General features: G+C 71.5%; 22 protein-coding genes, 1 pseudogene and 1 riboswitch. Of the genes and pseudogenes, 15 read left to right on the top strand and 8 right to left on the bottom strand.

Features of this window, described 5'->3' with window-relative positions; all coding sequences use genetic code 11:
• Nucleotides 1–15: 15 nt before the first annotated feature.
• Entirely contained in the window at nucleotides 16–990 is a 975-nt protein-coding gene (locus SM418_RS25785; protein WP_371943752.1) for a DUF8832 domain-containing protein, read from the bottom strand.
• 61 nt (nucleotides 991–1,051) lie between these two features.
• Nucleotides 1,052–1,258, bottom strand: coding sequence for a heavy-metal-associated domain-containing protein (locus tag SM418_RS25790; RefSeq protein ID WP_371943751.1), 207 nt, complete (start codon nucleotides 1,256–1,258; stop codon nucleotides 1,052–1,054).
• A gap of 189 nt (nucleotides 1,259–1,447) precedes the next feature.
• Here SM418_RS25790 and SM418_RS25795 point away from each other — a divergent pair, with 189 nt between their 5' ends.
• Both SM418_RS25795 and SM418_RS25800 read left to right on the top strand, forming a co-directional pair.
• Complete coding sequence (locus SM418_RS25795; protein WP_371943750.1) at nucleotides 1,448–2,311, top strand: Fpg/Nei family DNA glycosylase; 864 nt, start codon at nucleotides 1,448–1,450, stop codon at nucleotides 2,309–2,311.
• Between the two features lie 98 nt (nucleotides 2,312–2,409).
• The gene (locus tag SM418_RS25800) at nucleotides 2,410–3,264 is read left to right on the top strand and encodes an LURP-one-related/scramblase family protein (protein ID WP_371943749.1); all 855 of its coding nucleotides are present in this window, start codon (nucleotides 2,410–2,412) and stop codon (nucleotides 3,262–3,264) included.
• Between the two features lie 135 nt (nucleotides 3,265–3,399).
• On the opposite strand, the gene SM418_RS25805 is transcribed toward SM418_RS25800, so the two are convergent.
• Nucleotides 3,400–3,861 carry an SSI family serine proteinase inhibitor gene (locus tag SM418_RS25805; RefSeq protein ID WP_371943748.1) on the bottom strand — a complete coding sequence of 154 codons (462 nt, stop codon included), beginning with the start codon at nucleotides 3,859–3,861 and terminating at the stop codon, nucleotides 3,400–3,402.
• A gap of 46 nt (nucleotides 3,862–3,907) precedes the next feature.
• Between SM418_RS25805 and SM418_RS25810 the strand changes: the two genes are divergently transcribed.
• The 4 genes from SM418_RS25810 (at nucleotide 3,908) to SM418_RS25825 (ending at nucleotide 8,820) form a co-directional block, all read left to right on the top strand.
• Nucleotides 3,908–4,243 (top strand): rhodanese-like domain-containing protein, encoded by a 336-nt coding sequence (locus SM418_RS25810; RefSeq protein WP_371943747.1) that lies wholly within the window; start codon nucleotides 3,908–3,910, stop codon nucleotides 4,241–4,243.
• A gap of 56 nt (nucleotides 4,244–4,299) precedes the next feature.
• Nucleotides 4,300–4,415, top strand: a riboswitch (TPP riboswitch).
• Nucleotides 4,408–5,820 (top strand): purine-cytosine permease family protein, encoded by a 1,413-nt coding sequence (locus SM418_RS25815; protein ID WP_371943746.1) that lies wholly within the window; start codon nucleotides 4,408–4,410, stop codon nucleotides 5,818–5,820. (Overlaps the previous riboswitch by 8 nt.)
• 76 nt (nucleotides 5,821–5,896) lie before the next feature.
• Nucleotides 5,897–7,954, top strand: a complete 2,058-nt coding sequence (locus tag SM418_RS25820; protein WP_371943745.1) for a sensor histidine kinase — start codon at nucleotides 5,897–5,899, stop codon at nucleotides 7,952–7,954.
• Nucleotides 7,955–8,274: 320 nt separating this feature from the next.
• Nucleotides 8,275–8,820: an ATP-binding protein gene (locus SM418_RS25825; RefSeq protein ID WP_371943744.1), complete on the top strand. Its 546-nt coding sequence runs from the start codon at nucleotides 8,275–8,277 to the stop codon at nucleotides 8,818–8,820.
• Nucleotides 8,821–9,162: 342 nt separating this feature from the next.
• Here SM418_RS25825 and SM418_RS25830 read toward each other — a convergent pair whose 3' ends face one another.
• On the bottom strand, nucleotides 9,163–10,371 hold the full coding sequence (locus SM418_RS25830; protein ID WP_371943743.1) for an arginine deiminase: 1,209 nt from the start codon (nucleotides 10,369–10,371) through the stop codon (nucleotides 9,163–9,165).
• Nucleotides 10,372–10,405: 34 nt separating this feature from the next.
• Between SM418_RS25830 and SM418_RS25835 the strand changes: the two genes are divergently transcribed.
• The 3 genes from SM418_RS25835 (at nucleotide 10,406) to SM418_RS25845 (ending at nucleotide 14,165) form a co-directional block, all read left to right on the top strand.
• Nucleotides 10,406–11,668, top strand: a complete 1,263-nt coding sequence (locus SM418_RS25835) for an MFS transporter (RefSeq protein WP_371943742.1) — start codon at nucleotides 10,406–10,408, stop codon at nucleotides 11,666–11,668.
• A gap of 265 nt (nucleotides 11,669–11,933) precedes the next feature.
• Nucleotides 11,934–13,118 carry an elongation factor Tu gene (gene tuf / locus SM418_RS25840; protein ID WP_371943741.1) on the top strand — a complete coding sequence of 395 codons (1,185 nt, stop codon included), beginning with the start codon at nucleotides 11,934–11,936 and terminating at the stop codon, nucleotides 13,116–13,118.
• A 168-nt stretch (nucleotides 13,119–13,286) separates the two neighbouring features.
• Nucleotides 13,287–14,165 (top strand): endonuclease/exonuclease/phosphatase family protein, encoded by an 879-nt coding sequence (locus tag SM418_RS25845; protein WP_371943740.1) that lies wholly within the window; start codon nucleotides 13,287–13,289, stop codon nucleotides 14,163–14,165.
• Between the two features lie 34 nt (nucleotides 14,166–14,199).
• Here SM418_RS25845 and SM418_RS25850 read toward each other — a convergent pair whose 3' ends face one another.
• The 3 genes from SM418_RS25850 to SM418_RS25860 form a co-directional block, all read right to left on the bottom strand.
• Nucleotides 14,200–15,786, bottom strand: a complete 1,587-nt coding sequence (locus SM418_RS25850) for a long-chain-fatty-acid--CoA ligase (protein ID WP_371943739.1) — start codon at nucleotides 15,784–15,786, stop codon at nucleotides 14,200–14,202.
• 87 nt (nucleotides 15,787–15,873) lie between these two features.
• Nucleotides 15,874–16,044, bottom strand: coding sequence for a hypothetical protein (locus tag SM418_RS25855; protein ID WP_371943738.1), 171 nt, complete (start codon nucleotides 16,042–16,044; stop codon nucleotides 15,874–15,876).
• Nucleotides 16,045–16,192: 148 nt separating this feature from the next.
• Nucleotides 16,193–16,558 carry a hypothetical protein gene (locus SM418_RS25860; RefSeq protein WP_371943737.1) on the bottom strand — a complete coding sequence of 122 codons (366 nt, stop codon included), beginning with the start codon at nucleotides 16,556–16,558 and terminating at the stop codon, nucleotides 16,193–16,195.
• Nucleotides 16,559–16,779: 221 nt separating this feature from the next.
• Here SM418_RS25860 and SM418_RS25865 point away from each other — a divergent pair, with 221 nt between their 5' ends.
• The 3 genes and pseudogenes from SM418_RS25865 to mptB all read left to right on the top strand — a co-directional run.
• Complete coding sequence (locus tag SM418_RS25865) at nucleotides 16,780–17,115, top strand: STAS domain-containing protein (protein WP_371943736.1); 336 nt, start codon at nucleotides 16,780–16,782, stop codon at nucleotides 17,113–17,115.
• Nucleotides 17,116–17,247: 132 nt separating this feature from the next.
• Nucleotides 17,248–17,979: a glycosyltransferase family 2 protein gene (locus tag SM418_RS25870; protein WP_371943735.1), complete on the top strand. Its 732-nt coding sequence runs from the start codon at nucleotides 17,248–17,250 to the stop codon at nucleotides 17,977–17,979.
• Between the two features lie 80 nt (nucleotides 17,980–18,059).
• Nucleotides 18,060–18,800, top strand: a pseudogene (gene mptB, locus SM418_RS38035) (polyprenol phosphomannose-dependent alpha 1,6 mannosyltransferase MptB); the annotation flags it as partial.
• A gap of 505 nt (nucleotides 18,801–19,305) precedes the next feature.
• Here the strand turns inward: mptB and SM418_RS25880 are convergent.
• Complete coding sequence (locus tag SM418_RS25880; RefSeq protein ID WP_371943734.1) at nucleotides 19,306–21,540, bottom strand: hypothetical protein; 2,235 nt, start codon at nucleotides 21,538–21,540, stop codon at nucleotides 19,306–19,308.
• Between the two features lie 53 nt (nucleotides 21,541–21,593).
• On the opposite strand from SM418_RS25880, the gene SM418_RS25885 reads away from it, so the two are divergent.
• The 3 genes from SM418_RS25885 to pheA all read left to right on the top strand — a co-directional run bounded on the left by SM418_RS25885 (nucleotide 21,594) and on the right by pheA (nucleotide 24,432).
• Nucleotides 21,594–22,871 carry a glycosyltransferase 87 family protein gene (locus SM418_RS25885; RefSeq protein WP_371943733.1) on the top strand — a complete coding sequence of 426 codons (1,278 nt, stop codon included), beginning with the start codon at nucleotides 21,594–21,596 and terminating at the stop codon, nucleotides 22,869–22,871.
• Nucleotides 22,872–22,897: 26 nt separating this feature from the next.
• The gene (locus tag SM418_RS25890) at nucleotides 22,898–23,353 is read left to right on the top strand and encodes a DUF4446 family protein (protein WP_371943828.1); all 456 of its coding nucleotides are present in this window, start codon (nucleotides 22,898–22,900) and stop codon (nucleotides 23,351–23,353) included.
• A 140-nt stretch (nucleotides 23,354–23,493) separates the two neighbouring features.
• Complete coding sequence (gene pheA, locus SM418_RS25895; RefSeq protein WP_371943732.1) at nucleotides 23,494–24,432, top strand: prephenate dehydratase; 939 nt, start codon at nucleotides 23,494–23,496, stop codon at nucleotides 24,430–24,432.
• Nucleotides 24,433–24,437 lie beyond the last annotated feature (5 nt).

Raw genomic sequence — 24,437 nt, forward strand, 5'->3', positions numbered from 1 at the left:
GATCGTGTGGGACGTTCAGTGCGTGTGCGGCTGATCGTCGTGGCCCGGCTCCTCCGCCGGCTTGTCCGCCGGCTCTTCGGCGGGAACCCCGGCGTTGCCGGCGTGGACGGTGAACTCCGCCGTGCGGACCTTGCCGTCGTGCTGGAAGTCCAGGTACAGACGGTATGCGCCGGTACTGGGCGCCTCGACGAAGAACGTGACGCCGGGGCCCGGCTTGGTCTTGCCGTCGCCGGGCTCGCCGTCCGGGTGGACGTGGAGGTAGGCGAGATCGCCCTGCCGCAGCGCGACCAGGTGCCCGTACGCCTCCAGGTACGGCTGCAGGTCGGTGACCGGCTTGCCGTCCTTGCTTACTGTGAGAGTGATTTCGGTGGACTTGCCGGGAGTGAGACCGCCGGTGAGCCTGACCTCGTACCCGTCCACCTTCGCGACCTGCTCGGGCTTCGGCAGCGGCGTTCGCTGCAGGTTCCCCGAGGCGAAGACGTCGGTGCCGAGGGTGAGCTGCCGCGCCACACCGTCCGGCTGGATGTCGGTGAAGAACCGGTACACGCCGGGCTTCGGTAGCTCTATCGGGACGGTCCAGACGCCGCCCCCGATCTCGGTTGGGTGCAGGTGCTGGAAGCCGGACAGGTCGCGCCGCGCGACGATCAGGTGCAGCCGCTTGCCGTGCAGGAGCTGGAACCTGGTGACGGGCTTGCCGTCCGGCCCGTCGATGGTGAACCGGAAGTCGGTCTTCTTGCCGGGGGTCAGGGTCGTCTTGTGCGGCGTCAGCGTGTAGCCGCCCTCGGACACCTGGAGGCCACCGGGGACGGACGACGACGCCGCGCTGGTCTGCCCGCCTTCGCCGCCGCCGTGCCCGCCGCCGTCGCCCTCGTGGGACGCCGTCTCCGCGGTGCCGCCGACGGGGCCGACCGCCTTGCCGATCCCGGCGGCGCCGCCGAAGACGACTGCGAGGCCCAGGGCGTACGCGCCTACCTTGGTCGCGCCGTTCATGCCGATCAACTCCGCTCCATGTGCGTCCGGGTGCGCCCCCGGGCAAGGGGGCGCACACCGGTCATGACTGCAGTTCGTATCCGGCCTCTTCGACGGCGTCCTTGACCTGGGCGTCGTCGAGAGGGGCCTCGCTGGTGACGGTGACGCTGCCGGTCTTGAGGTCGACGTCCACGGCGGTCACGCCCGCGATCTGCTCGACCTCCTCGGTGACCGAGCTCACGCAGTGGCCGCAGGTCATCCCGGTGACGGTGTAGGTGGCGGTGCTCATCGGAGTCTCCTTCATTTTTACCCCTAGGGGGTATCTGCCGGTCTTTATCGTGCCATAGCGCTTCGACTCTGGCAACGGGTACCCCCTATGGGTTATTTCGAGATCCCGGTCACACGCTCCCCAAGGTTTTCCACAGGTGTCCACAGCCCTGTGGACGACTTCCCCGCCCGGTTCGCCGATACTGAGGGCATGCCTGAGCTACCTGAGGTGGAGGCGCTGGCGGGGTTCCTGCGGGAGCGCGTGGTCGGCCATGCCGTCGCCCGTGTCGATGTTCTCGCCATCTCCGCGCTGAAAACCTACGACCCGCCGGTGACCGCACTCGGCGGGCTCACCGTGACGGGCGCGGCCCGGCACGGCAAGTTCCTCGACCTGGACGTCGACGGGCTGCACCTCGTGATCCATCTCGCCCGCGCCGGCTGGCTGCGCTGGCGGGACGAGATCCCGGCCAGGCCCGTCCGGCCGGGAGGCAAGAATCCGCTCGCCCTCCGCGTCCACCTGGACGACGGGTCGGGCTTCGACCTCACCGAGGCCGGCACGAAGAAGGGCCTCGCGGTCTACGTCGTCCGCGACCCGTCGGACGTGCCCGGCGTCGCCACGCTCGGCCCCGACCCGCTGGACGACGCGTTCACGCCCGAGGTCCTCGGCGAGATCGTGGGCGGCAAGCGCACCCAGATCAAGGGGCTGCTGCGCGACCAGAAGGTGATCGCCGGCATCGGCAACGCCTACTCGGACGAGGTGCTGCACGCCGCGAAGATGTCCCCGTTCAAGATCGCCGCGTCGCTGACCGCGGAGGACGTCGCCGTCCTGCACGAGGCGATCGTCACCACGCTGCGGGACGCGGTGGAACGCTCGCGCGGCCTCGAAGCCCAGGATCTCAAGGGCGAGAAGAAGACCGGTCTCCGCGTCCACGGGAAGGCCGGCCAGAAATGCCCGGTCTGCGGTGACACCATCCGCGAGGTGTCGTTCGCGGATTCGGCGTTGCAGTACTGCCCGACCTGCCAGACTGGCGGCAAGCCCCTCGCCGACCGCCGCATGTCCCGGCTGCTCAAGTGAACCGCCCCGGCTGAATCCGGCCGCCGGGCAGGGACGGCGCGGGGGGCGGCGTATCGTGTCGCGGACGACCCCGGTGATCGCCTTGCTCAGGAGCCACCATGGGATACCCCCCACCCCCACCCGGCGGCCCCGGGTACGGCCCACCGCACCCGGGCTACGGAGCTCCGCGCCCCGGCGGCGTGCCCGCCCCGCCGTACGCGCCCGGGTACGGATATCCGCCGCCGCACCAGCCCGGCCACCCGCCGCAGCCCGGTTATCCGCCGCAGCCCGGTTATCCGCCCCAGCAGCCGGGTTACCCGCCCCAGCACCAGGCCGGTCACCCGCCGCAACACCAGCAGGTCCCGCAGACGGCCGCGGATCTCTACGGCTCGCCGATCCTCGTCTACGACCAGCCGGCGCAGTTCTTCTCGACCGAGGCCAACTACACGATCTGGAGCCCGCAGGGGCAGCCCGCCGCCCACGTCCGGGAAGAGGGCGTGAGCGGCGCCAAGAAGGCGCTCCGGGTCATCAACCAGGCCAGCCAGACCAAGGCCGAGCGGAAACTGACGATCTACCGGCCCGACGGCATGCCGTACTTCCACTTTTACAAGCCGTACGGGTTCATGGGCACGCCCAGGATGCAGGTGCTCACCGCTCAGGGCGGCCTCATCGGGCACCTGCGCAAGCGGGCGATGCGAGGCTGGGAGATCCTCACCGCGCAGGAGCAGCAGATCGGCTACTACGAACTGCTGAGCGGCCGGGTCACCGACTGGCAGCAGCAGGAGATCGCCCGCATCCAGCGCGGCTTCGACGGCATGGGCGAGCTGCTCTCGCAGATGTTCACCGGGGCCGACCGCTACGTCCTGCGGATGTACGCCCAGCAGCACGAACCGATGCGCACCCTCCTCCTGGCCTGCCCCCTGGCCTTCGACACCGCGGTCTCCCAGAACCGCAGCATCGGCGGCTGGATCTAGACCAGCACTGGACGGCAACGCCACCAGGCCCTCCGCCCGGTGCCCCCGGTCCTCCAGAGGCCGCAGATGAGTCAGGCCCCGGGCGGGTGCCGGGGCCTGGGGGCGGTGAACGGAGCCGGAACGGGGATGGCTCGTTCAGCGGACCTTCGGGACGTTGCCGAAGACGGGGGCGACCTCGGTCCAGCGGTGGAGCTGGCAGCCGTCCTCGCGGGTGAACTTGGCGTCGACGTCCTTGCCCTGCCAGGTGCCCTTGACCGTGGCGATCTCAGGGCCGCCGTAGATGTTGGTGCACATCTGTTCCTTGGGGACCGGCTTGAAGGGGTCCTTGGCCTTGGCCAGGGCCGCGCACGCGTCGGCGGCCTTCGGATGGGTACCGCCTGGAGGATCGCAGGTCAGCTTCCACGTCTTGGCGGGGGCCTCCGCGGAGGCCTTGACAGAGATGGCGAGGGAGTCCGCCGGAGTGCCGGAGGGCTGCACGGACGTCGTGCCGGACGGCGCTTCGGCGGGGTTTCCGGTGGCCTGTTCATCGCCGCAGGCGGCCAGGCTCAGGAGCAAGGCCAGCCCGGGCGCTGCGAAAAGGAGCGTCCGATACCGCATGCGTGATTCGACGCAGGGTGGGTTCGCGCGGTTCCATGGGGGTGTGATGAATTTCGGGGAAGACGTACCGGCGGTGGTCGCGGCCGACGTCCCGCAGGACGGCTACTTGCTGGACGTCCGCGAGCAGGACGAATGGGACGCGGGTCACGCGCCCGAGGCGGTCCACATCCCCATGCGCCAGCTGGGCGATCGTGCCGGCGAGGTCCCCCGTGACCAGGAGGTCTTCGTGATCTGCCGGTCCGGTGCGCGGTCCGCGCAGGTGACGGTGGCGCTCAACCAGGCGGGCTGGATGGCGAGGAACGTCGACGGCGGGATGAAGGGCTGGGCGGAGGCCGGACGTCCGATGGAGAGCACCGGCGACGGCCCCCCGTTCGTCGCTTGATCTAACACCGTTTGCCCTCTTTTGGGGGATGGCGGGCGGTTGTACGATCTGGACTGACCGATAACCGCGGGAGCTCGGGCCAAGCCGGGCTGAGAGGGCGGCCTCCAAGGCGTCGCCGACCGCATGAACCTGTCCGGGTAATGCCGGCGTAGGGAGCGTGTCCCGTGACGTCCGATGTCGAAAAGCGCCTGCGGAGCGAACGGCCGGACAACGAGGTCCCCTTCACCCTCGACGAACCCGCCCCCAGGGTTCTCGGGTTCTGGGACCAGAGCGCGTTCTGGGCCAACCTCGGTGTCAGCCTTCTGGCCTTCTCCGGCGCCTACACCGTCCTCGCGCCGGACGCCGACGGCAAGCCGACCATCTCCATCATGGCGGGCATCGTCGCGATGGCCGTCGGGACGATCCTCGGCGGGCTGATGCTCGGCCTCGCCGCCGTCCCCGGAGCGCGCACCGGGCAGCCAGCGATGGTGCTGCTGCGCGGCCTGTTCGGCGCGCGGCTGTCGTACGCGCCGACGATACTGAACATCGCGCAGCTCGTCGGCTGGGGGACGTTCGAGCTGATCGTCATCGCCGACGCCGCCCGCGAGCTGTGGGACGGCGTGCCCCGGTGGGGGTATGTGGTGGCCGCCGGGCTCCTCACGACCGTGCTGACGATCTGGCCGCTCGGCTCGGTGCGGCTGCTGCGCCGGTACGTGACGGTCGCGGTGGCGATCGCGCTCGTCTACTTCTATGTGGAACTCGTCCGGCAGCCGCTGCCCGACCTGGCGCAGGGCTCGTGGGGCGGCTTCTGGGTGGGGGCGGACGCGGCGCTGGCGGTGTCGATCTCCTGGGTGCCGGTCGCCGCCGACTACACCCGGCATTCCCGGACGGAGCGGGCGGCGTTCGGCGCGGCGTCCGTCGGCTACTCGGTCACGCAGATCGTCGCCTACGTCCTCGGCCTGCTGGCGCTCGCGCTGGTCGCGGGCGACAGCACCCGGATCTTCGACCCGTTCCTCGGCGCCGCCCTCGGCGTGGTGTTCTTCGCGATCTTCGTGCTGCGGGAGGCGGACCAGTCGTTCGCCGACACCTACTCCACCGCCGTGTCGATCCAGAACCTGTTCCCGCGCGCCGACCGGCGGGTGCTGAGCGTGCTGCTCGGCGCGTGCATCACCGTCCTCGCGCTGGTCCTGGACATCGGCGACTACGCGGGCTTCCTGACCCTGATCGGTTCGGTCTTCGTGCCGATGCTGGGCGTCCTCGCCGCCGACTTCTTCCTGGGCCGCCGCCATCACCCGTCCCCGTCCTCCGGCGCCGGCTCGGGCGCCCCGGACGGCACGTCCGGGGCCGCGGCGGGGCTGGACGGGTGGGACGTGTCGCGGCGGGCGCCGTCGCGGTGGGGGATGATCGCCGCCTGGGCGGTCGGGTTCGTCGTCTACCAGCTGATCAACCCGGGCACGGTCGAGCGCTGGGCGGGGTTCTGGCTGGACGTGCGGGACGCGCTGCACTTCGCCCCGCAGGGCTGGATGAGCGCCTCGCTGCTGTCCTTCCTGGTCGCAGGGGTGGCCGCGCTGCTCATCGGGCGGATTACCAGGCGGTAGCCTTACCAAAAGGTAAGGTTCACGTGGCAATTTTCGATGCAAGTTACCCGGCGGCGTGCCGGAGTCCGGTGGCACGATGACAGGCGTGTACCAGCACGTCCACGATCCGATCGCGCGGGCCGTCATCGAGAGCGCCGCCGACGCGATCGTGGCGGTAGACCAGCGGCACCGCGTGACCGTGTGGAACCCGGCGGCCGAGCGCATGTTCGGCTGGACCGCCGCGGAGATGGTCGGGCGCGTCCCGCCGATCGTCCCCGACGAGCTGAAGGCCGAGCACAACGCCGTCCAGGAACGGCTCCTCACCCGGCCCGCGGGCGAGGGCGACAGCGGGCAGATCTCGATCGCGACCCGCCGGTTCCACCGGGACGGCCGCCTCATCGACGTCCGCATCGACACGAGCCTGCTGAAGGACCCGAACGGGACGCTGCTCGGCTGGGTGGGCGTGTACCACCCCGTCGAGGAGGACGAGATCGTCCAGCACCACATGGCCGAGCGGGCCCGGCTCGTCCGGCGGCTGAACGACATCGTCGCCGACCTGAACGCCGAGCTGGACCTCGCCGTCGTCCTCGACCGGATCACCGCCGCGCTGATCGAGCTGACCGGCGCCGACGCGGGCGGGTTCGTGCGGATCGAGGGCGAGCGGCTGCGGCTGGTCAGCATGACCGGGCTGCCCGAGCACATGCGCGGACGGTCCGCGGATCTGCGGTCGAGCCTGGTCGGGGAGCTGCTGCGGTCCGGCAAGACCGTCAAGCTCGCGACCGGTGAGCAGCGCCTCGGCGACCTGATCTGGTCTGAATTGCCCGGCCTGCACACGATCGCGCTCGGGCTGTCCTACCTGCAGAACCGGCCGTACGGCGCGCTCTACGCGCTCTTCTCCGGAAGCAAGGCCGGGCACACCGAGCTCGAACTGCTGGAACTGCTCGCCGGGCACGCCGGGGTCGCGGTCGGCAACGCCGTCGCGTACGCGGAGGTCGTCCGGCAGCGCGCGCACGAGCGCGCTGTGATCGACTCCAGCGCGGACGGCATCGCGGTGCTCGACCACGACCTCGTCGTCCGGCAGTGGAACCCGGCCGCGCACACCCTCACCGGCATCCCGCCGGAGGACGCGCTCGGCCGCCCGCTGCCGTTCGGCATGCCCGCGCTCGGCGAGATGCTGACGTTCCGGCTGGAGTCGGGGACGTGGCTGAACGTGCTGGCCGCCGAGATCGAGGAGACCGGCGAGCTGGTCGTCGACTTCCGCGACGTGTCCGAGGCGAAGGCCCTCGAAGAGGCAAAAGACCTGTTCCTCGCGACGACCAGCCACGAGCTGCGCACCCCGATCACCGTCGTGCAGGGCTTCGCGTCCACGCTGGTCAACAGGTGGGACGAGATGGCCGACGCCGACCGCCGCGCCGCCGTCGCCACCATCGCCGAACGCGCCCAGTCGCTCGGCCGCCTCGTCGAGCACCTCCTGCTCGGATCGCGGGCGGGCGCCGACGAGCTGGCCGTGACGATCGAGACGTTCGACCTCACCCGGGTCCTGGAAGGCGTCGTCGCCGGTTTCCGCTCCCTGTCGCCGCTGCATCGCGTGGAGCTGGAGATCGCGCCCGACCTGCCGTCCTGCCGGGGGGACGCGATGGCGACCGACATCGTCCTCGGGCAGCTGCTGGAGAACGCGTTCAAGTACTCGCCGGACGGCGGGACGGTCAGCGTCCACGCCCGGTGCGAGGGCTCCGACATCGTCGTCACGGTCGTGGACGAGGGGGTCGGCATCCCGGCCGGCGACCACGAGCGGGTCTTCGAGCGGTTCGTCCAGGGGGACTCCGGCGACCGCCGGCGCTTCGGCGGCATCGGGCTCGGTCTGTACATCGTCAAACGGCTGACGGAGGCACAGGGCGGGAGAATCTCGGCCCATCCGGCCGAACGTGAGGGAAATCACAGGGATTACCACGAAGCCTCCGCACGCCGTGAAATGGGCGAAATGGAACGAGCCATCGACCGTCCGAACCCCCTACTCCAGGTCTCGGACGGCCGCGGACCCGCAGGTGGCGCGCGTGCGGGCGAGGGAACCTGCATGCGCCTCGTGCTGCGGAGCGCCGGTGAACCCGCCATGGTTACTCACCGTGACGACACTCCCTCCGGTGCACCCCGGTGAGACCGTTGTGACCTGGGCGTTCTGCGGTCTCAGCGGGTGGCAACCTTGGCTGGTGCGAGAAAGTACGGTGACCGCAGGCTGTGACGGACGAAACGAGTGCGCGAGGAGTAAGTCCGCCGTTGGCTGGATAGATCCTTTGTTGGTTGCCGTTGGTGACGAGATTCCGTTCCGGGGGTGATCATCGTGACCGGACGGCCGGTGACTCGTTGTGCGGGTGATGAACTGAATCGTCCTGGTTTCCGGGTATGGCCATCAGGGCATTTCGGTCGTACCGGAAGGGCGATGCCGGGACTCGTCCGAGTAAGCGGAACCACGGGGAGGTGAGGGCGTCGAGCGTCGTACTGCTGCCACACGCACCGTCCAGCGTCGCGGTCGCCCGCAGGCGCCTCAGTTCGGAACTGGTCGACTCGGGTGTCTACGAATCGGTCGTGGACGATGCGAGCGTCATCGTCAGCGAACTCATCAGCAACGCCCTGCGGCACGCGCGGCCGCTGCCGTCCGGCCAGGTCCGGGTCTGCTGGCTGCGCAGCGGCGACATCCTCGAACTCGAAGTCAGCGACGGCGGCGCCATGACCGAACCCCGCCGGGGCCCGGGCACGCTGTCCTCGCTCGGCGGGCGCGGGCTCGGCATCGTCGAGGCCCTCGCCGACGGTTGGGGAGTGCGCCACGAGGAAGGCGCCACCACGGTGTGGGCCGTGCTGCGCGCCCCCAGGTCATCAGGGGCCAACGGAAGATCCGCCCCTGTCGGGATGCACGCCGTCATCCCCGATCTGGCCGACTTCCCGGACCTCCTGGACGAGCCAGGCGAAGATCTGTGCGGCGGATCCAGGAATGAAACCGCCACAAGTAGGGCATATCCGGCATAAGAGGGCCCTGCCTGGAAGGAACCCCGCCCAACCTTGTATGGTCCTCCCAAGCTCGGGCGCTGTCGTGCCCCCGTCGACACCGCCCGAGCTCTTATTTATTGCTTTGCCCTCAGCGTCAGGCGCTGGGGCGCCTTCCTTCAACGGGCGACGCGGCGATCGCTGCATCGCTCCGGCTCGCCTAGCGGCTCGCTGCGCGATCAGGTTTCTCGCAGGCTCGAAACCTGCCTTCGGACGCGATCGCAACGTCCCGGTCCCCGAGAGCTCAGGTTAAGGACGTTCCCCTCACGGTCGTCGCGTGGCTGAGCCGCCGGTTTGGTGTAGGCGCGCGCGCCTCGTCCGGGGTTAGATGTCGTCGCGGAGGGTGGGGCAGGACATGCAGCGGGGGCCGCCCCGGCCGGTGCCCAGTTCGCTGCCGCTGATCCGGATGACCTCGATGCCGGACGCCTCCAGTTGCGCGTTGGTCTCGATGTTGCGTTCGTAGGCGACGCAGAGGCGGGGGGCCACGGCGAGGGTGTTGTTTCCGTCGTCCCATTGCTCGCGTTCAGCGGTCACCGGGTCCAGGCCGGTGTCGATGACCTTGAGCCGGTCGAGGTTCATGGCTTCTGCCGCCGCCTCCAGGAAGGGGCGCGGTTCGGAGACGCGGAGGTCGCCGTTGGTGAGGGTGACCTTGTGGGCCATCAGGGAGTGGGCCACCGGCGGGTACATGACGACGGTGTCGACGTCGACCATGGTGCAGACCGTGTCCAGGTGCATGGTCGCGCGTTCCTGGGCGATCGGGACGGCCAGGACGGTGTGCGCCAGATTGGCGTTGAAGACCTGGCGGGCCAGGCGTTCCACGCCGGCGGGGGTCGTCCGCTCACCGGTGCCGACCGCGATCACGCCGGGGCACAGGAGAAGGACGTCGCCTCCCTCAACGTGTTCCAGGGACGGCGAGTACACCGGCTCGACGCCCGCGAAGCGCGGGTGGTGGGCGTAGATGAGGCCGGTCAGAGCCGACTCGCGGCGCCGCGCCTCCATGGCCAGGCTCGTCACCGCGACGCGGTCGCCGATCCAGGTGCTGTTGTCGCGGGTGAAGAGCAGGCCGGGCAGGGGGTCGACGATGAAGTCGAGCGTGTCCATGAGGCGGTAGACCAGGCCGTGCCCGGACTTGAGCTCCTCGTGGGCCAGGCCGCCGATCAGGGTCTGGGTGAGGTTCTCGGGGTCGAGGTCGCGCAGGTAGTCCTCGACGATGCGGCGGAGCTGGTCGCCGAGGCGGAGGTCGACGATGGCGTCGGCGATCGCCTGGTCGCGCGCCGCCTCGTACTCCAGGGCGTCCTGGAGCAGCTCGGTCAGGTAGAGGACCTCGACGCCGCGGGAACGCAGCGCCTCCGCGAACGCGTCGTGCTCCTCCTGGGCGCGACCGGCCCACGGGATCGCGTCGAACAGCAGCTTGTCGCTGTTGCGCGGGGTGAGGCGTTTCAGTTCCGCTCCGGGACGGTGCAGCAGGACGGTCCGCAGCCGTCCGACCTCGCTGGTGACCCGGTGCTCGTGCGCTGTCTTCGCTGCCGTCACTCTTCGCAGTCTAGGCGTGTGCCAGCATGCCAGCGTGATCGCGAGGACGGCGGCGCTGCCGCTCCACCTGACGTCGGCGACGCTGCTGCGGGTCTCGGCCGAGGGTGTCGCGACCGCGCTGGTCCTGACCGTCCAGGCGCGGACGGGGCACGCCGCCACCGCCGGATACCTGCAGACCGCCATGACGCTGCCGTACGTGCTCAGCGGGCCCATCATCGGGAACGCGCTGGATCGGGTCCGGCGACCGCGTACCGTCGCGGTCGCCCTGGCCGGCTGCTACGCCCTCGCGACCGGCCTGCTGCTGGCGACGGCGGGAAGCTCCCCGCTCGTCCTCGCCCTGTGCGTCGCCGTCGTGATCGGCTGCACCGAGCCGATCGTCGTCGCGCTGACCAGCCTGCTGCCCCGGTTCGTCCCGGCCGCACGACTTTCGCGGGCTTATGGCCTGGAGGCGTCCAGCTACAACCTCGCCGGCATCGCGGGCCCCGGTCTGGCCGCGGGCCTGGCCGCACTGGCCGGCGGCCAGTACGCGGGGACCGCCGTTGTCGCCGTCGGGGTCCTCGGGCTGCTGACACTGCCGCTCCTCCCCTTCCCGGGTCCGGCCGGGGGGACGCGCTCCGCGGATGCGATCAACGAGCCGGGCAGCGCGGTCGGCGTCGCGGGGGCGGACATGGCCTCGTCCGCCAAGGCGGGGGCCGCCGCGTGGGTCTCGGTGATCACCGGTGGGCTGGTCGTGCTGGTCGAAGGCCGGGTGCTCCGGGCGCTGACGGCGGCCACGACGCTCTCCTGGATGGGGTTCGGCGGGGTCGCGGTCACGGCCGTGCTGCTCGCCGGGCACATCGGGGCCCCGCCGAGTGCGGGCGGGCGGCTGCTCGTGGCGCTCGCCGTCGGGTCGCTGATCGGGTCGCTGGCGTCCAGCCGGTGGCTGACGCCCAGGCACGCCGAACCGGTCATGATCGCCGGGCTGGTCGCGTTCGGGGCGTCCCTCGCGGCCGTCGCCGTCGCGCCGTCGCTGCCGTGGGCGACGGCGGCGTTCGTCGCGGCGGGGATCGCGGAGGGGCCGGTGTTCGCGGCGACGCTGATGCTCCGGCAGCGCGAGTCGCCGCCCGACCGGCTCGGCCAGGTCAACACGACGGCGGGCAGCCTCAAGATCGGCGCGTCGGCGCTCGGCGCCGCGCTGACCGCCGCCTCCGCGGACGCGGTCGGGCCCGCCCGGCTGGTGCTGGCGATCGCCGGGTTCCAGTTCGCGGGCGCGGCCGTCGGCCTGGTGCTCCTGCGCGTGCGTCCAGCGAGTGCGTGAAAAATAGGTCGACTTCGGTGGAGGGCGGACGTAGTGTCCGGAACATGTTCTTCGCAGCCGGCACCAGGACGCTCGCGGGCATCAGCCCGCTGAGCGCGGTGCCGGCTGCCTTCTCGGCAGTCGCAGCGGACGCTGCCGTCGTCGGCGGCCTGCGAAGCTGACCCCTCTCCGTCCCACCCTTCGGAGAACCAGCGGAGGGGGGTTGGTCAAGCGATGCGCGCACGCGCACGGGTTCTCACCGGATCCACCAGTGAGGACGAGGCCGATGGCCAAGCAGCTTTACGAGCGCGACAAGCCCCACCTCAACATCGGGACGATGGGGCACGTCGACCACGGCAAGACGACGCTGACCGCGGCGATCACGAAGGTGCTCGCCGAGCGCGGGCTGGCGTCCGCGGTGCCGTTCGACCGCATCGACCGCGCCCCGGAGGAGCGTGACCGCGGTATCACGATCAACGTCGCGCACGTCCAGTACGCGACCGCGACCAGGCACTACGCCCACGTCGACATGCCAGGTCACGCCGACTACGTGAAGAACATGATCTCCGGCGCCGCGCAGGTGGACGGGGCGATTCTCGTGGTCTCCGCGCAGGACGGGGCCATGCCGCAGACGCGGGAGCACATCGTCCTCGCGCGGCAGGTCGGCGTCGGGCACATCGTGGTGGCGCTGAACAAGGCCGACATGGTCGAGGACACCGAGCTTCTCGACCTCGTCGAGCTGGAGGTCAGGGAACTGCTGTCGGAGTACGGGTTCCCCGGCGACGAGGTGCCGATCGTGCGCGTGTCCGGGCTGCGGGCGCTGGAGGGCGACCCGTACTGGACGGCCCGGATAGGCGACCTGCTCGACGCGATCGACCGCTACGTGCCCGTCCCGCGAAGGGTGCTGGACGAGCCGTTCCTCATGCCGGTCGAGGGCGTCCTCACGATCACCGGGCGCGGCACCGTCGTGACCGGCGTGGTGGCGCAGGGGGCGGTCCGGGTCGGGGACGCGGTGGAGGTCGTCGGGCTCGGCGAGTCGCTGCGCACCGTCGCGACGGGGCTGGAGACGTTCGGGCAGACGATGGACCACGCCGAGGCCGGCGACAACACGGCGATGCTGCTGCGCGGCGTCAAGCGGGACCAGGTCCGGCGCGGTCAGGTGATCAGCGCGCCGGGCGCGATCCGGCCGCACCTGCGGTTCCGGGCGCGGGTCCGGGTGCTGACGGCCGGCGAGGGCGGACGGTCCAGGCCGTTCTTCCACGGCTACCGGCCGCAGTTCCACTTCCGCACGACGGACGTGGTCGGCGGCATCGACCTCGGCGGCGAGGGCGGCATGGCGCTGCCCGGCGACACCGTCGAGATGGCCGTCGAGCTGGGCAGGCCGGTCGCGATGACCGAGGGGCTCGGCTTCGCGATCCGCGAGGGCGGCCGGACGGTCGGCGCGGGCACGGTCAGCGCGCTGCTCGACTAGCGGGGCGGGGGCCCGGCGGGAACGTCCGCCGGGCCCCTTGGCCTTGGGGACGGCCCGAAAACGGCACAACAGGAGTGACCGCATGGTCGCGAACCGGTGGCGGAACGGGATCTTGATGTGGTGAGATTCCGGCATCACCCCCGCAGATAGCCCCATACTGGAGAACGTGTGCGATCCCCCCGCGCCCTGATTCCCCTGCTCTCGGTCTGTGCGGCCGCCGCGGTCGTCACCGCGGCCGCCACCGGCGCGACCATCGAGGGCCTGCCAGGCGGCGGAGGCCCCGCCCACGCCGACGGAGCCGCCGAACCCCCCGAGGCAGTGACGATCAAGGCGGTCACCTGGAACGTCTGCGGCGGCCCCGGCTGCCCGTCCGGTACCGCGCCCGCGCAGCTCACCAAGCAGATCGTCCAGCGGATGCGCGCCACCGAGGTCGGCGGGCGCAAGGTCAAGACGAACGCCGTCCTCCTGCAGGAGGTGTGCGAGGGCCACGTCCGCGCGTTCAAGAAGACCATGGGCACGTGGACGTGGGCGTTCGCCGCGTCCTCCGACGGCGGGGCCTGCGCGCAGGGCCAGGGCCGGGCGGGCGTCGCCATCGGCACCGAAGCCAAGCTCACCGAGCCGCGCCAGGCCAAGCTTCCGGCGCCCGCCGGGCGGACGCGCATCGCCCTGTGCGGCGAGGTCCCGTCCTGGACGACCCGGGTGTGCGTCACGCAGCTCAGCCCGGCCGAGGGCGGCGAATGGCGGCAGAAGCAGGCGCGCGCCCTGGCGACCCTCGCCGGTAGCGGACGCGTCCTGCTCGGCGGCGACTTCGCCGACGGCCCGGAGAGCTCGGCCCTCGACCCGCTCTACGGCGCCTACGCCGAATGCGACCAGTCCGGATCGTCCCGCACCGGCGCGAAGACCCGGCAGAACTGGCAGGGCACCGCCATCGACAAGACCGACTACCTCTTCATCACCAAGTCGGCCGCCGCCTCCTGCAGCGTCCCCACCGCCCGCACCGCGGCCTCCGACCACCGCCCCCTGTCCGCCGAGATCCGCTTCGACTGAGCCGTCCGGGGGGCGCCGAGGCGGCCCCCGAAAGTCAGTGCACCTCCCGGTCCTCGCCCTCCCAGTACGGGGCGCGGAGCTCGCGTTTGAGGATCTTGCCGGTGGGGTTGCGGGGGATCTCGTCGCGCCGCTCGACGGAGCTCGGGCACTTGAAGTGGGCGAGGCGCTCGCGGCAGTAGTCGGTGATGTCCTGCTCGGGGACGTCCGAGGAGAGCACGACCAGGGCCTTCGGGGTCTCGCCCCACCGCTCGGACGGGACGCCGATGACGGCGCAGTCGGCGACGTCCGGGTGGCTCATCAGGACGTTCTCGATCTCCGCCGGGTAGATGTTCTCCCCGCCCGAGATGATCATGTCCTTGACCCGGTCGTGGATGAACAGGTAGCCGTCCTCGTCGAGGTAGCCGGCGTCGCCGGTGCGGAACCAGTTGTCGCCGGAGAGGGCGGTGGCGGTCGCGTCCGGCATCCGCCAGTACCCCTTCATGTTCTGCGGGGTCCGGCAGAGGATCTCGCCGACCTGCCCGGCGGGGACCTCCTTCTGGGTCGCCGGGTCGACGATCCTGAGGGTGGTGGTGGCGTTGGCGACGCCGGCGCTGCGCAGCCGGTGGGTGTTCGGGCCGTCCGGGTCGTGGTCGGCGGCGGGCAGCATCGTGATCGCGCCGGTGACCTCCGTCAGCCCGTACACCTGCATGAACTCGGTGTTCGGCAGCATCCGCATGGCGCCGCGCAGGACGTCCTCGCTGATCGGGGACGCGCCGTACAGCATGAGTCTCAGGCTGGACAGGTCGCACGCGCCGACCTCCGGGATCAGCTGCATGAACTGCAGCAGGACCGGGACGAGGAAGATGTGCGTGACACGGTTCCGCTCGATCGTCTGGGCGATCAGAGTCGGATCGGGCTCGCGCGCGATGACGCCCGTGATGCCGTTGTAGACGGCGGAGACGGTGAGGACGTTGCCCGCGACGTGGTACATCGGCATCGCGACCATCAGGACGGACGACTCGTCGAGCTCCCACATGTCGGTGGTGACGTCCAGCGCGGCGACGAAGTTGTCGTGCGTCAGCATGACGCCCTTGGGCAGGCCGGTGGTGCCGGACGAGTAGAGCTGGACGAACACGTCCCCCGTGTCGGGCTCGTGGTCGGGCGGGGTGTCGGACGCCCCGTCGATCCAGGCCGCGTAGTCCTGGTGGGCATGCTTTTGGTGGGCATGCTCTTGGTGGGCATGGTCCGGGCCGTTGATGACCACGATGTGGGTGGTGTGTTCGAGCTTGCCGGCGATCGCGTCCAGGACGGGGACGAACTCGGATCCGACGACGAAGACCTTCGCCTGCGCGTTGTTGACGATGTAGGCGACCTCGTCGGGGGCGAGCCGGTAGTTCACCGGGACCTGGACGGCGCCGATGCGTGCCGCGCCGAAGAGCTGCTCGGCGTATTCGAGGGAGTTCTTGTCGAGGATCGCGACCCGGTCGCCGTGCCCCACGCCCGAGGACGCGAGCGCGTTGGCGACCCGGTCGGCGCGCCGGTCGAAGTCACGGAAGGTGATCTCGGTGTCGCCCGCGATGTACGCGACGCGATCTGGATGTGAGCGTGCGCGCTCGCGCAGCACCGCTGTCAGGCCGGGCACGATATGTCCCTTCGCCGATGAACCGCCGGGTTATTCCGGCATCATGCGGTCACCGGCGACGGCCTGCAAGGGAGATGAGCTGCCTGATCAGTGGTTTTTGGACATCTTGGAGACGGCGGTCACGGCGAGTACCACGACGACGGCGATGAGTCCGATGAAGAAGAAGAACTTCAGCATCGAGATGAGGGCGCCGATGAGGGTCATGGCCAGCCACACCGCGAGCACCACACCGATGATGGTCAGAATCGTCTTACCCATGCCTCCACCGTATGCGCCCCGCACCACCAAGGGCATCACCCTTCTGGACGACCCTTACCCCTACTCGCCCCCCACTGCGGGCGGGCCCCGACCCTGAGCCGTCTCAGGGGCGCCGACCCCGTCACCGTCCAGGGATCGAGATCACCGTCTAGGGATCGAGGGTCTCGGAGATCGTGCGGAAGGTGGGGCACGGCCAGCGGGACATGCAGGCCCGGCAGCGCCGGATGGGGCGGTCGGGGTCGCTGGTGATGCCGCCGGACTCCAGCGGACGGTGCAGGTCGAGCAGCCGGACGCCGAGGTCGGCGAACGCGATGACCTCCTCCCGGGCGCCGGCGAGGAAGGCGAGGTCCTCGCGGGAGAGCCGCGTCCGGACGGGGACGAAGCCGTTCCGGTTCACCAGCCGGGACAGCACCTGGGTGGACGTCCGCCACGAGCTCGACTTCGCCGAGCGGGCCCGGATCGTCTCCAGGCGTTCGCGCAGCCGGGTCTCTCTCGGATCGGCCTTCTCTTGCACCTGTTCAGCCTCTCTTACTCCGGGCCCCGGCGAGAGGGGAACCAGGAGATCGCGCGGCCGGGCCCGAGCCGGCGTCGCGCCCGAAATCAGGACATCACCATATGTAGTTATCAAAGCGTGTGGGACCGGCAAGGGGGCGACACGCCCCGGAAACGCCCACGCCACACGGGACTTGGCGAACTGCCTGGCCCATGCGCCGTCCGCGAGATAGTGTGCCGAACGTGGAGCTAAATGTCTCGACCGCGTCTCAAGGAGGTCACGCCGTCGTCACAGCGACCGGCGAGCTGGACCTGTACACCGCGCCCAGGCTGCAGGCGGCCCTCGCGGGGCTGCTTCGCGAGCAGGTCACCCGCATCGTGGTGGACCTGAGCGGCGTCGAGTTCTGCGACTCGACGGGCATGAACGTGCTGCTTTCGGCCATGAAGCGGCTGAAGGAGCAGGGCGGCTCGCTGGAGCTCGCCGCTCCGCGCCCCGCCGTTCAGCGGATCCTTCAGGTCACCGGCCTCGACACCGTCTTCACCGTGACGAAGGCCGCGCCCGTCCTGGACGCCGGCTGACCGCCTGACCATCCGATCCTGCGACCAGCGGCGGCCCGCGGGTGAACCCCGGGGGTCGCCGCGTCGGCGCTCAAGTAACTGTTCGCCGTACCCTCCCGCACCGCGCGCCCGTCCCGGACTACCATCGCGGATATGCAGGACGTAGCGGTGATCATCCCGGCCAAGGACGAAGCCGACCGCATCGCGGCCACGGTCAAGGCCGCGCAGGAGCTTCCCGGCGCCGACCTCGTCGTGGTGGTCGACGACGGCTCCGCCGACGCGACCGGCCGGGTGGCCCGCGAGGCGGGGGCGCGGGTCGTGCGGCACAGCCGCAACCGCGGCAAGGGCGCCGCGATGGAGACCGGCGCCGAGGCCGTGCGGCTGCTCGACGACGGCCGCGACCAGCCCCGCCACCTGCTGTTCCTCGACGCCGACCTCGCCGAGACCGCCCGCGAGGCCGCGCCGCTCGTCGAACCCGTCCGGGCCGGTGACGCCGACATGACGATCGCGGTGTTCACCACGACGGTGAAGCTCGGCGGGCACGGGTTCGTGGTGCGGCTGTCCCGCGAGGGCATCCGCCGCGCCACCGGCTGGGAGCCGGACGCGCCGCTCAACGGGCAGCGCTGCCTGACCCGGGCCGCGTTCGACGCGGCGCTCCCGCTCGCCGCCGGGTTCGGCGTCGAGACGGCGCTGACCATCGACCTGCTGCGGCAGGGGTTCCGGGTGCGGGAGGTCGAGGTGCCGCTCGCGCACCGCGCCACCGGCACCGACTGGCGCGCCCAACTGCATCGCGGCCGCCAGTTCCGGGACGTGGCGCGGGCGCTCGCCGGCCGCGACCCGGCGGTGGCGGGGCGGCTCGGCCGGCTGCGCGGCAGCCGCCAGTGACCCGTCTCGGGACGGGCGGGCTGTGGGGCATCGGGGCCGGCATCGCCTGCTTCCTCGGCACCGCCCTGCTCGGCCCGTCGGTGTTCCAGCCGGAACTCGAGGGCTCCCGCGCCCAGCCGCCGTACGCGCTGGCCGTCCATCCGTCGCCGTACCTGGTGATCGGGCTGGTGGTCGCGGGGGTGGTCGCGAGCACCGCGGGCCTCGGGCTGTGCTTCGCCGCCGTCCGGAAGGGCTGGCGCGTCCGGGCGCTGCCGCTCGCCGTCGCCGGGCTGCTGGCGGCGGTCGCGTTCATGTGCATGCCGCCGGTCGGGTCCACCGACCACCTGAACTACGCCTCCTACGGGCGGATGGCGGCGACGGGCCACGACCCGTACGCGACGAGCGCCGAGGACCTGCCGCGCGACCCGGTCGCGGGGGCGCCCGAGGAGTGGCGGACGACGCCGTCGGTGTACGGGCCGATCGCGACGGGCGAGCAGGCGCTCGCCGCGTGGATCGGCGACGGCTCCGTCCGGCTGACGGTGTTCGTCATGTCCGTGGTGAACGTACTCGCGTTCGCGGTGACGGCACTGATCCTCTACCGGACGTCCAGGACCGAGGAGCGGCGGCTCCGCACCGTGCTGCTGTGGACGTGCAACCCGCTGGTGCTGTTCCACCTGGTCGCCGGCGCGCACAACGACGTCCTCGCGATCGCCCCGATGGTGGCCGCGCTGGCCGTGTTCGGGCACCGGGCGGGGTGGGTGCGCGCCCTGGCCGCCGGCGCCCTCGCCGGGTTCGGCGCGGCGATCAAGCTCCCGGCGGGGCTGGTCGCCGGCGGGCCCGCCTGGGCAATGGTCCGGGAGCGGAGATGGCGGTCGCTCGGCGGTCTGGCCGCGCTGGCCGGCGGCGCCCTCGCCGTCATGGCCGCCTCGTACGCGCTCGGCGGGCCGCACGCGCTCGACCAGGTCCGCGAGGCGAGCAACATGGTGTCGTTCGCCACCCCCTGGCACCTGCTGGACGAGTCGCTCGGCCGCGGCTCGCAGCGCGACATCATCAAGACGGGCGCCGCGCTGCTCGGGGTGCTGCTGTTCCTGCTGCTCGTCCGGGCGCTGCCCAAACAGAACGTCGAAGAGGACCAGCGCGTCGCGGCCGCGGTCGTGCTCGCCTGGCTCCTGGTCGCGCCCTACGCGCTGCCCTGGTACGACGGGTTCGGCTGGGCGGTGCTGGCCCTGCTCCCCTGGACGCGCATCGACTGGATCCTGCTCGCCCACACCGCGGCCCTCAGCCTCGCCTACCTGCCGGCCCGCGCCCCCGCCCGCATCCGGCTGCCGGACGACCTGGAGTGGCTGTTCACCGTTGTTCGGCCGACCGTGGTCCCGTGGACGCTTCTGGCGATCCTGACGGCGCTGGTGGCGGCGTGTCTGCGTTCCTCAGGTCGATCTCCAGCGACCGGAGCCCGGCCGCGAGCATCAGCGGGGTCGCCAGGCTGAACGCCACCGACAGGATCACCACGCCGGAGTCGTTCACCAGCGTGCCGATGACGCCGACGGACAGCGCGCAGATCAGCGCAGGCCGCATCGACAGGCTGTGCTTGTAGACGCCCTGCAGCAGCGACACCCGCCACCGCGTGGGCCGCGCCAGGACGAAGAAGAGGAACACGACGGCGGCGGCGACCGCGAGCGTGTACGGCCAGTACCCGAGGCTGTTCAGCATCGCGTTGAACTTGCGGGTGACGATGCTCCAGGCGTCCCCGTCCATGAGGTCCTGCCAGAACCGCCCGAGGTGCGTGGGGTTGGCGCTCCGCGCGTTCAGGTAGGAGATGAACAGCACGATCGCCGCGCCGACCACGAAGAAGATCCCGAGCCTCGGCGCGGAGACGCGCCGGCCGGCGACCATCAGACCGAGCATGGCGAACGCGGGGACGATCGCCAGGACGCCGCCGAAGTCGCTGCCGAACGACGGCAGCCCGTCCACCACGACGGCGAACACCCCGATCACGGCGACGATCCCGACCGCGACGGCCTTGCGGCCCTGCCGCAGCGGGTACTCCGTCAGCCACGCCGCCGTCAGGATCGCGGCGACGGCGAACAGCGAGAACGCCTGGTTGCCGAAGCCGTAGAAGCGGCCCGCGACGAGCGCCGTGTACCCCATGAGGGTGTTGAGCTGGAGGTTGGAGCCGGTCATCACGTCCAGCGCGAGGACGACGCCCGTCACCCCGGTGATCACGAGCCCGGGGATGACCACGGAGCGGCGCCACGGGCCGGCGAGCGCCACGCCCGTCAGCAGCCCCGCGAAGCCCAGCACCGTGCAGATCAGGACGGGCGTCGGATGCTCGGCGCGCCACCACGGCAGCAGCCCGGCGAGGAACGACGCGCCCGGCGCCGCCCCGCCCAGCAGCGCTATCACGCGGGTGCCGCCCAGTATCCGGGCCCGGGACCGGCGGTCGCCGCCGAGGCGCCGCAGCGCGAGTACCGCGATCCCGTACAGGACGAGCTGCGTCGCGAACAGCACCCAGTAGAACGACGTCTGCACGGCACGGATCGCCTGGGCGGCGACGTCCTCGTCCACGAGCGCGTCGACCCGCTCCTGCGTGGACGCCTTGGACGGCTGCGACTTCCATCCCGACCCGACGGCCTGCTTCGGCTGCGGCAGCCCGAGCAGCTTCAGCGTGGTCGCGGTGACGTCGGTGAGGGTGACGAGGCCCTCCTGCCGGGTCGCGCTGGACGTCATGAAGCCGGGCTCGAACCCGTCGCCCTTCGCGACGGCGACGCGCAGGTGCGGGTTGACGCCGGTGTCCGACAGCCCCGCCAGCAGGATGGTCGTGCCCTGGGGGACGCCGGTGACGACCTGCGCCACGCGGCGGTCGGCGGCGGCCGCGGCGTCGGCGCGCTTCGCGTCCGACAGCGGGACCTGGTCGCCGTGCGGATCGACGCCCGCGTCGATGTAGCCGCGGAACAGGTCGTCGACGTCGACCGCGGCGAGGGGGCAGCGCACCCAGTCCTCGGCGGTGACCTTGTCGGGGGAGGCGATGTAGCGGTCCACGCGCCCGCCGCCGTCGCCGACGCCGAACACCGCGCCGGGCCCGACCGCCGTCGTGCAGCCGCCCGCCCGGTGCACGGCGTCGCCGAGCAGCCCGATCTCGGCGTGGTAGTTGGTGCCCGCGTTGTCGTTCTTGATGGCCGGCCAGCCGGCGGCGACCGCGCCGCCCGCCGGCACCGGGCCGGTGGGGGAGTTCTGCCCCGGCAGGATCGGCGCCGACGGCAGCGCGCAGTCGCCGTGCGGCAGCCGGGACCGCTGCCCGGCCGACACCGACAGCCAGCCGTCGGTGGGGCAGGTGTTGACCCGGGTCGTCCGGACGCTCATGCCCGCGGCCGACCCCTCCGCCGTCAGCCCCCACAGCGTCGGCGTGTTGTTCTCGGTGATGTCGCTCCACATCAGCCCCGGCACCCCGACGATCACGACGCGTCCGGTCGCGGTGCGCGTGTCGGCCTGTGCGGGGGACGCGGCGGACCAGCCGAGTACACCGGTCAGCACCGTGGCGAGGGTGGCGAGGAACACGGCGATCTTCGTTCCCCCGGACATCATGGCGTTCAGGTTACAAGAGCCGCACGACCGCACAGGGGCCATATCCTGCGGCGGTGGACGGTCCCATGGCGCAAGTGATCGGTGATGCCCGCGGCGCACGCCTGCGCCGGCTCCTCGTATGCGCCGGCGTCTGCGTCGCCGTCGTCGCGGTCGTCCCCATCGTCGGCCAATGGCTGACCAACCCGCCCGACCAGCGGCTCGTCGACCTGGAGGTCTACCGGGAGGGCGGCCTCGCCGTCCTGCGCGGTGCGCCGCTGTACGACTTCCTCACGCAGCCGCCGCAGTTGCTGCCGTTCACCTACCCGCCGATCGCGGCCGCGCTGGCCGTCCCGTTCACCCTCCTGCCCTGGCGGGCCGCGCAGTGGGCGTGGGTCGGGCTGATCTACCTCTCGCTGGCGATCGTGGTCTGGTACGCCTTCCGCGACCTCCTCCGCCGGACCGGACGCTGGGCGCCGCTCACCGCCGGCGTCCTGTTCGCCGCGATGGCCTGGCTCGACCCCGTCCGCGACCAGGTGCGCTTCGGGCAGGTCGGGCTGTTCCTCCTCGCCATGTGCCTCGCCGACTGCTGCGCCCGCACGGCCCGCTGGCCGCGCGGCATGCTCGTCGGCCTGGCCGTCGCGATCAAGCTGGTGCCGGGCGTCTTCCTCATCTACTTCCTGCTCACCGGGCGGCGGGACGCGCTGGTCAACGCGGTGCTCACCGCCGCCGCCGCGACGCTGGCCGGGTTCGCGCTGCTGCCCGCCGACTCGTCCGCCTACTGGTTCGGCGCGCTGCTCCAGGGCGGCGACCGGACGGGCGCGGTGGACGGCACCACCAACCAGGCGATCCACGGGATCGTCGCCCGGATCTTCGACGAGGGGCCGGTCCGGACGCTGGTGTGGCTCGTCCTCGCCCTGGTCGTCGCCTACTTCGGCTTCGTGTGGGCCCGCCGGCTGACCCTGGCCGCCGACGACCTGGCCGGGCCCGACTCCGCCAGCCTCCTCCTCGGCGGCGTCGCGGTCGTCGGGCTGCTGTCGGTCGCGCTGTCTCCGGTGGGGTGGATCCACCACCTTGTCTGGATGATCGCTGTCATCGGGGCTTTGGTCGGCGACGGCCGGGACACGCGAAGATGTCTGATCGCCGGCGGCCTGTGGTTCCTGTTCCTGTGGCCGCTGCCCTGGTGGGGCCGCGCCTGGATCGGCCCGGAGCACTCCGTGATCGCGGAATTCGGAGGCCAGGTGCTGCGCGACTCGTTCGGGCTCGCCGCGCTCGCGTCCATCGCCGTCCTCGGCGTCTGGCTGGTGAAACGGGTCAAACCGGGCGCCGATCGAGAGGATCCTTCGCAACCGTAGGCGGGGGTGGGTACGCTCGCCCCGTGATGCTTGTCGCGGTGGCCGTCGCGGGCCTGGTCGCCGGTGTAGCGGGGCTGTCCATCGCGGTGGTCGCGCACAACCGGGTCAACCAGGTCGTCGACGAGTGCGGTGAAATGCTCCGGCGCCAGCTCCAGGTCGCCAGCGGATCGGTGGACGAGCGCGCACTGCGCGACCTCGCGATCGTCCACTACGACGCGCTGAAGGAGATGTCCGGGCACCGGTCCTTCTCCCTCGCCCTCATCAACGCCGTCGGCGACGGGGTCGTGCTCAGCTCCATCAACGGGCGGACCGAGACGCGCACCTACGCCAAGTCGGTCCAGGGCGGGCACCCGGTCGAGAGGCTCTCCCCCGAGGAGAGCCACGCCCTCCGCGCGGCCCGGCTCGGCAAGGGCCCGATCGTGTCGATGGACGACCCGCTGGCCGACTTCGGCACCGACGACCGCACGTCCGCCCGCGCGTAGCCGCCCGCAGGTCTGCCCGCGCGGGGCCGCGTACGCCTTCCGCAGCGGCATGGCTTTACCCGCCGGGAAGTAAACTCTGCTTTCTCGCCTCGAATCGAGGCGCGTTCCGCACACCCGAAACTCTTCGCCCGGGGGACCCCGTGACCGCAGACAGCAGGCCAGCGCGCTACGCCTACCTGGGTCCGCAGGGCACGTTCACCGAGGCCGCGCTGCTCACTCTCCCCGGCGCCGCCGGAGCCGAGCACGTCCCGTACTCGACGGTCCCGGCCGCTCTGGAAGCCCTCCGCACCAACGAGGTCGACACGGCCGTCGTCGCGCTGGAGAACTCCGTCGAAGGCTCCGTCCCGACCACGCTGGACGAACTCGCCACCGGCGAACCCCTCCAGATCGTCGGCGAGATCCACCTGCCCGTCTCGTTCGCGCTGCTCGTCCGTCCGGGGACCACGCTGGACGACATCAAGACCGTCGCGTCCCACCCGATCGCGCAGCCGCAGTGCCGCCGCTGGCTCCTCGACAACGTCCCGGACGCCGAATGGCGCGCCGCCACGTCCAACGCCGAGGCCGCCCAGCACGTCGCCGACGGCCACTACGACGCCGCGCTCGCCGGCTCGTTCGCGGCGGCCCGCTACGGCCTGTCCGTCCTCGCCGAGGACATCCACGACGTCGCCGACGCCGTCACCCGCTTCGTCGTCCTGAACCGCCCCTGCATGCCGCCCGCCCCCACCGGCACGGACAAGACGACCGTCGTCGCGTTCATCGGCGAGGACCACCCGGGCGCCCTGCTGGAGATCCTCACCGAGTTCTCCGTGCGCGGCATCAACCTGACGCTGATCCAGTCGCGCCCCACCGGCGCCGGCCTCGGCTCCTACCTCTTCTGGATGGACTTCGAGGGCCACGTCTCGGACGCCCGCGTCGGCGAGGCCCTGATGGGCCTGCGCCGCATCTGCGCCGACCTCCGCTTCGTCGGCTCCTACGCCCGCGCAGACGAGACGCGTCCCGAGATCCGCCGCGGCACCCACGACACCGACTTCACCGAGGCCGCCGCCTGGCTGGCGGCGATCCGCACCCCCGGCGCCTGATTAAG

It is taken from the genome of Actinomadura chokoriensis (assembly GCF_041463665.1).
GTDB lineage: Bacteria > Actinomycetota > Actinomycetes > Streptosporangiales > Streptosporangiaceae > Spirillospora > Spirillospora chokoriensis_A.

Excerpts from the sequence above, each read along its gene's own strand:
- SM418_RS25785 (WP_371943752.1), bottom strand. The coding sequence starts at position 990 with ATGAACGGCGCGACCAAGGTAGGCGCGTACGCCCTGGGCCTCGCAGTC.
- SM418_RS25870 (WP_371943735.1), top strand. The coding sequence starts at position 17,248 with ATGCAGGACGTAGCGGTGATCATCCCGGCCAAGGACGAAGCCGACCGC.
- SM418_RS25890 (WP_371943828.1), top strand. The coding sequence starts at position 22,898 with ATGCTTGTCGCGGTGGCCGTCGCGGGCCTGGTCGCCGGTGTAGCGGGG.
- SM418_RS25810 (WP_371943747.1), top strand. The coding sequence starts at position 3,908 with ATGAATTTCGGGGAAGACGTACCGGCGGTGGTCGCGGCCGACGTCCCG.
- SM418_RS25790 (WP_371943751.1), bottom strand. The coding sequence starts at position 1,258 with ATGAGCACCGCCACCTACACCGTCACCGGGATGACCTGCGGCCACTGC.
- SM418_RS25820 (WP_371943745.1), top strand. The coding sequence starts at position 5,897 with ATGACAGGCGTGTACCAGCACGTCCACGATCCGATCGCGCGGGCCGTC.
- tuf (WP_371943741.1), top strand. The coding sequence starts at position 11,934 with ATGGCCAAGCAGCTTTACGAGCGCGACAAGCCCCACCTCAACATCGGG.
- SM418_RS25855 (WP_371943738.1), bottom strand. The coding sequence starts at position 16,044 with ATGGGTAAGACGATTCTGACCATCATCGGTGTGGTGCTCGCGGTGTGG.
- SM418_RS25795 (WP_371943750.1), top strand. The coding sequence starts at position 1,448 with ATGCCTGAGCTACCTGAGGTGGAGGCGCTGGCGGGGTTCCTGCGGGAG.
- SM418_RS25805 (WP_371943748.1), bottom strand. The coding sequence starts at position 3,861 with ATGCGGTATCGGACGCTCCTTTTCGCAGCGCCCGGGCTGGCCTTGCTC.
- SM418_RS25800 (WP_371943749.1), top strand. The coding sequence starts at position 2,410 with ATGGGATACCCCCCACCCCCACCCGGCGGCCCCGGGTACGGCCCACCG.
- SM418_RS25880 (WP_371943734.1), bottom strand. The coding sequence starts at position 21,540 with ATGATGTCCGGGGGAACGAAGATCGCCGTGTTCCTCGCCACCCTCGCC.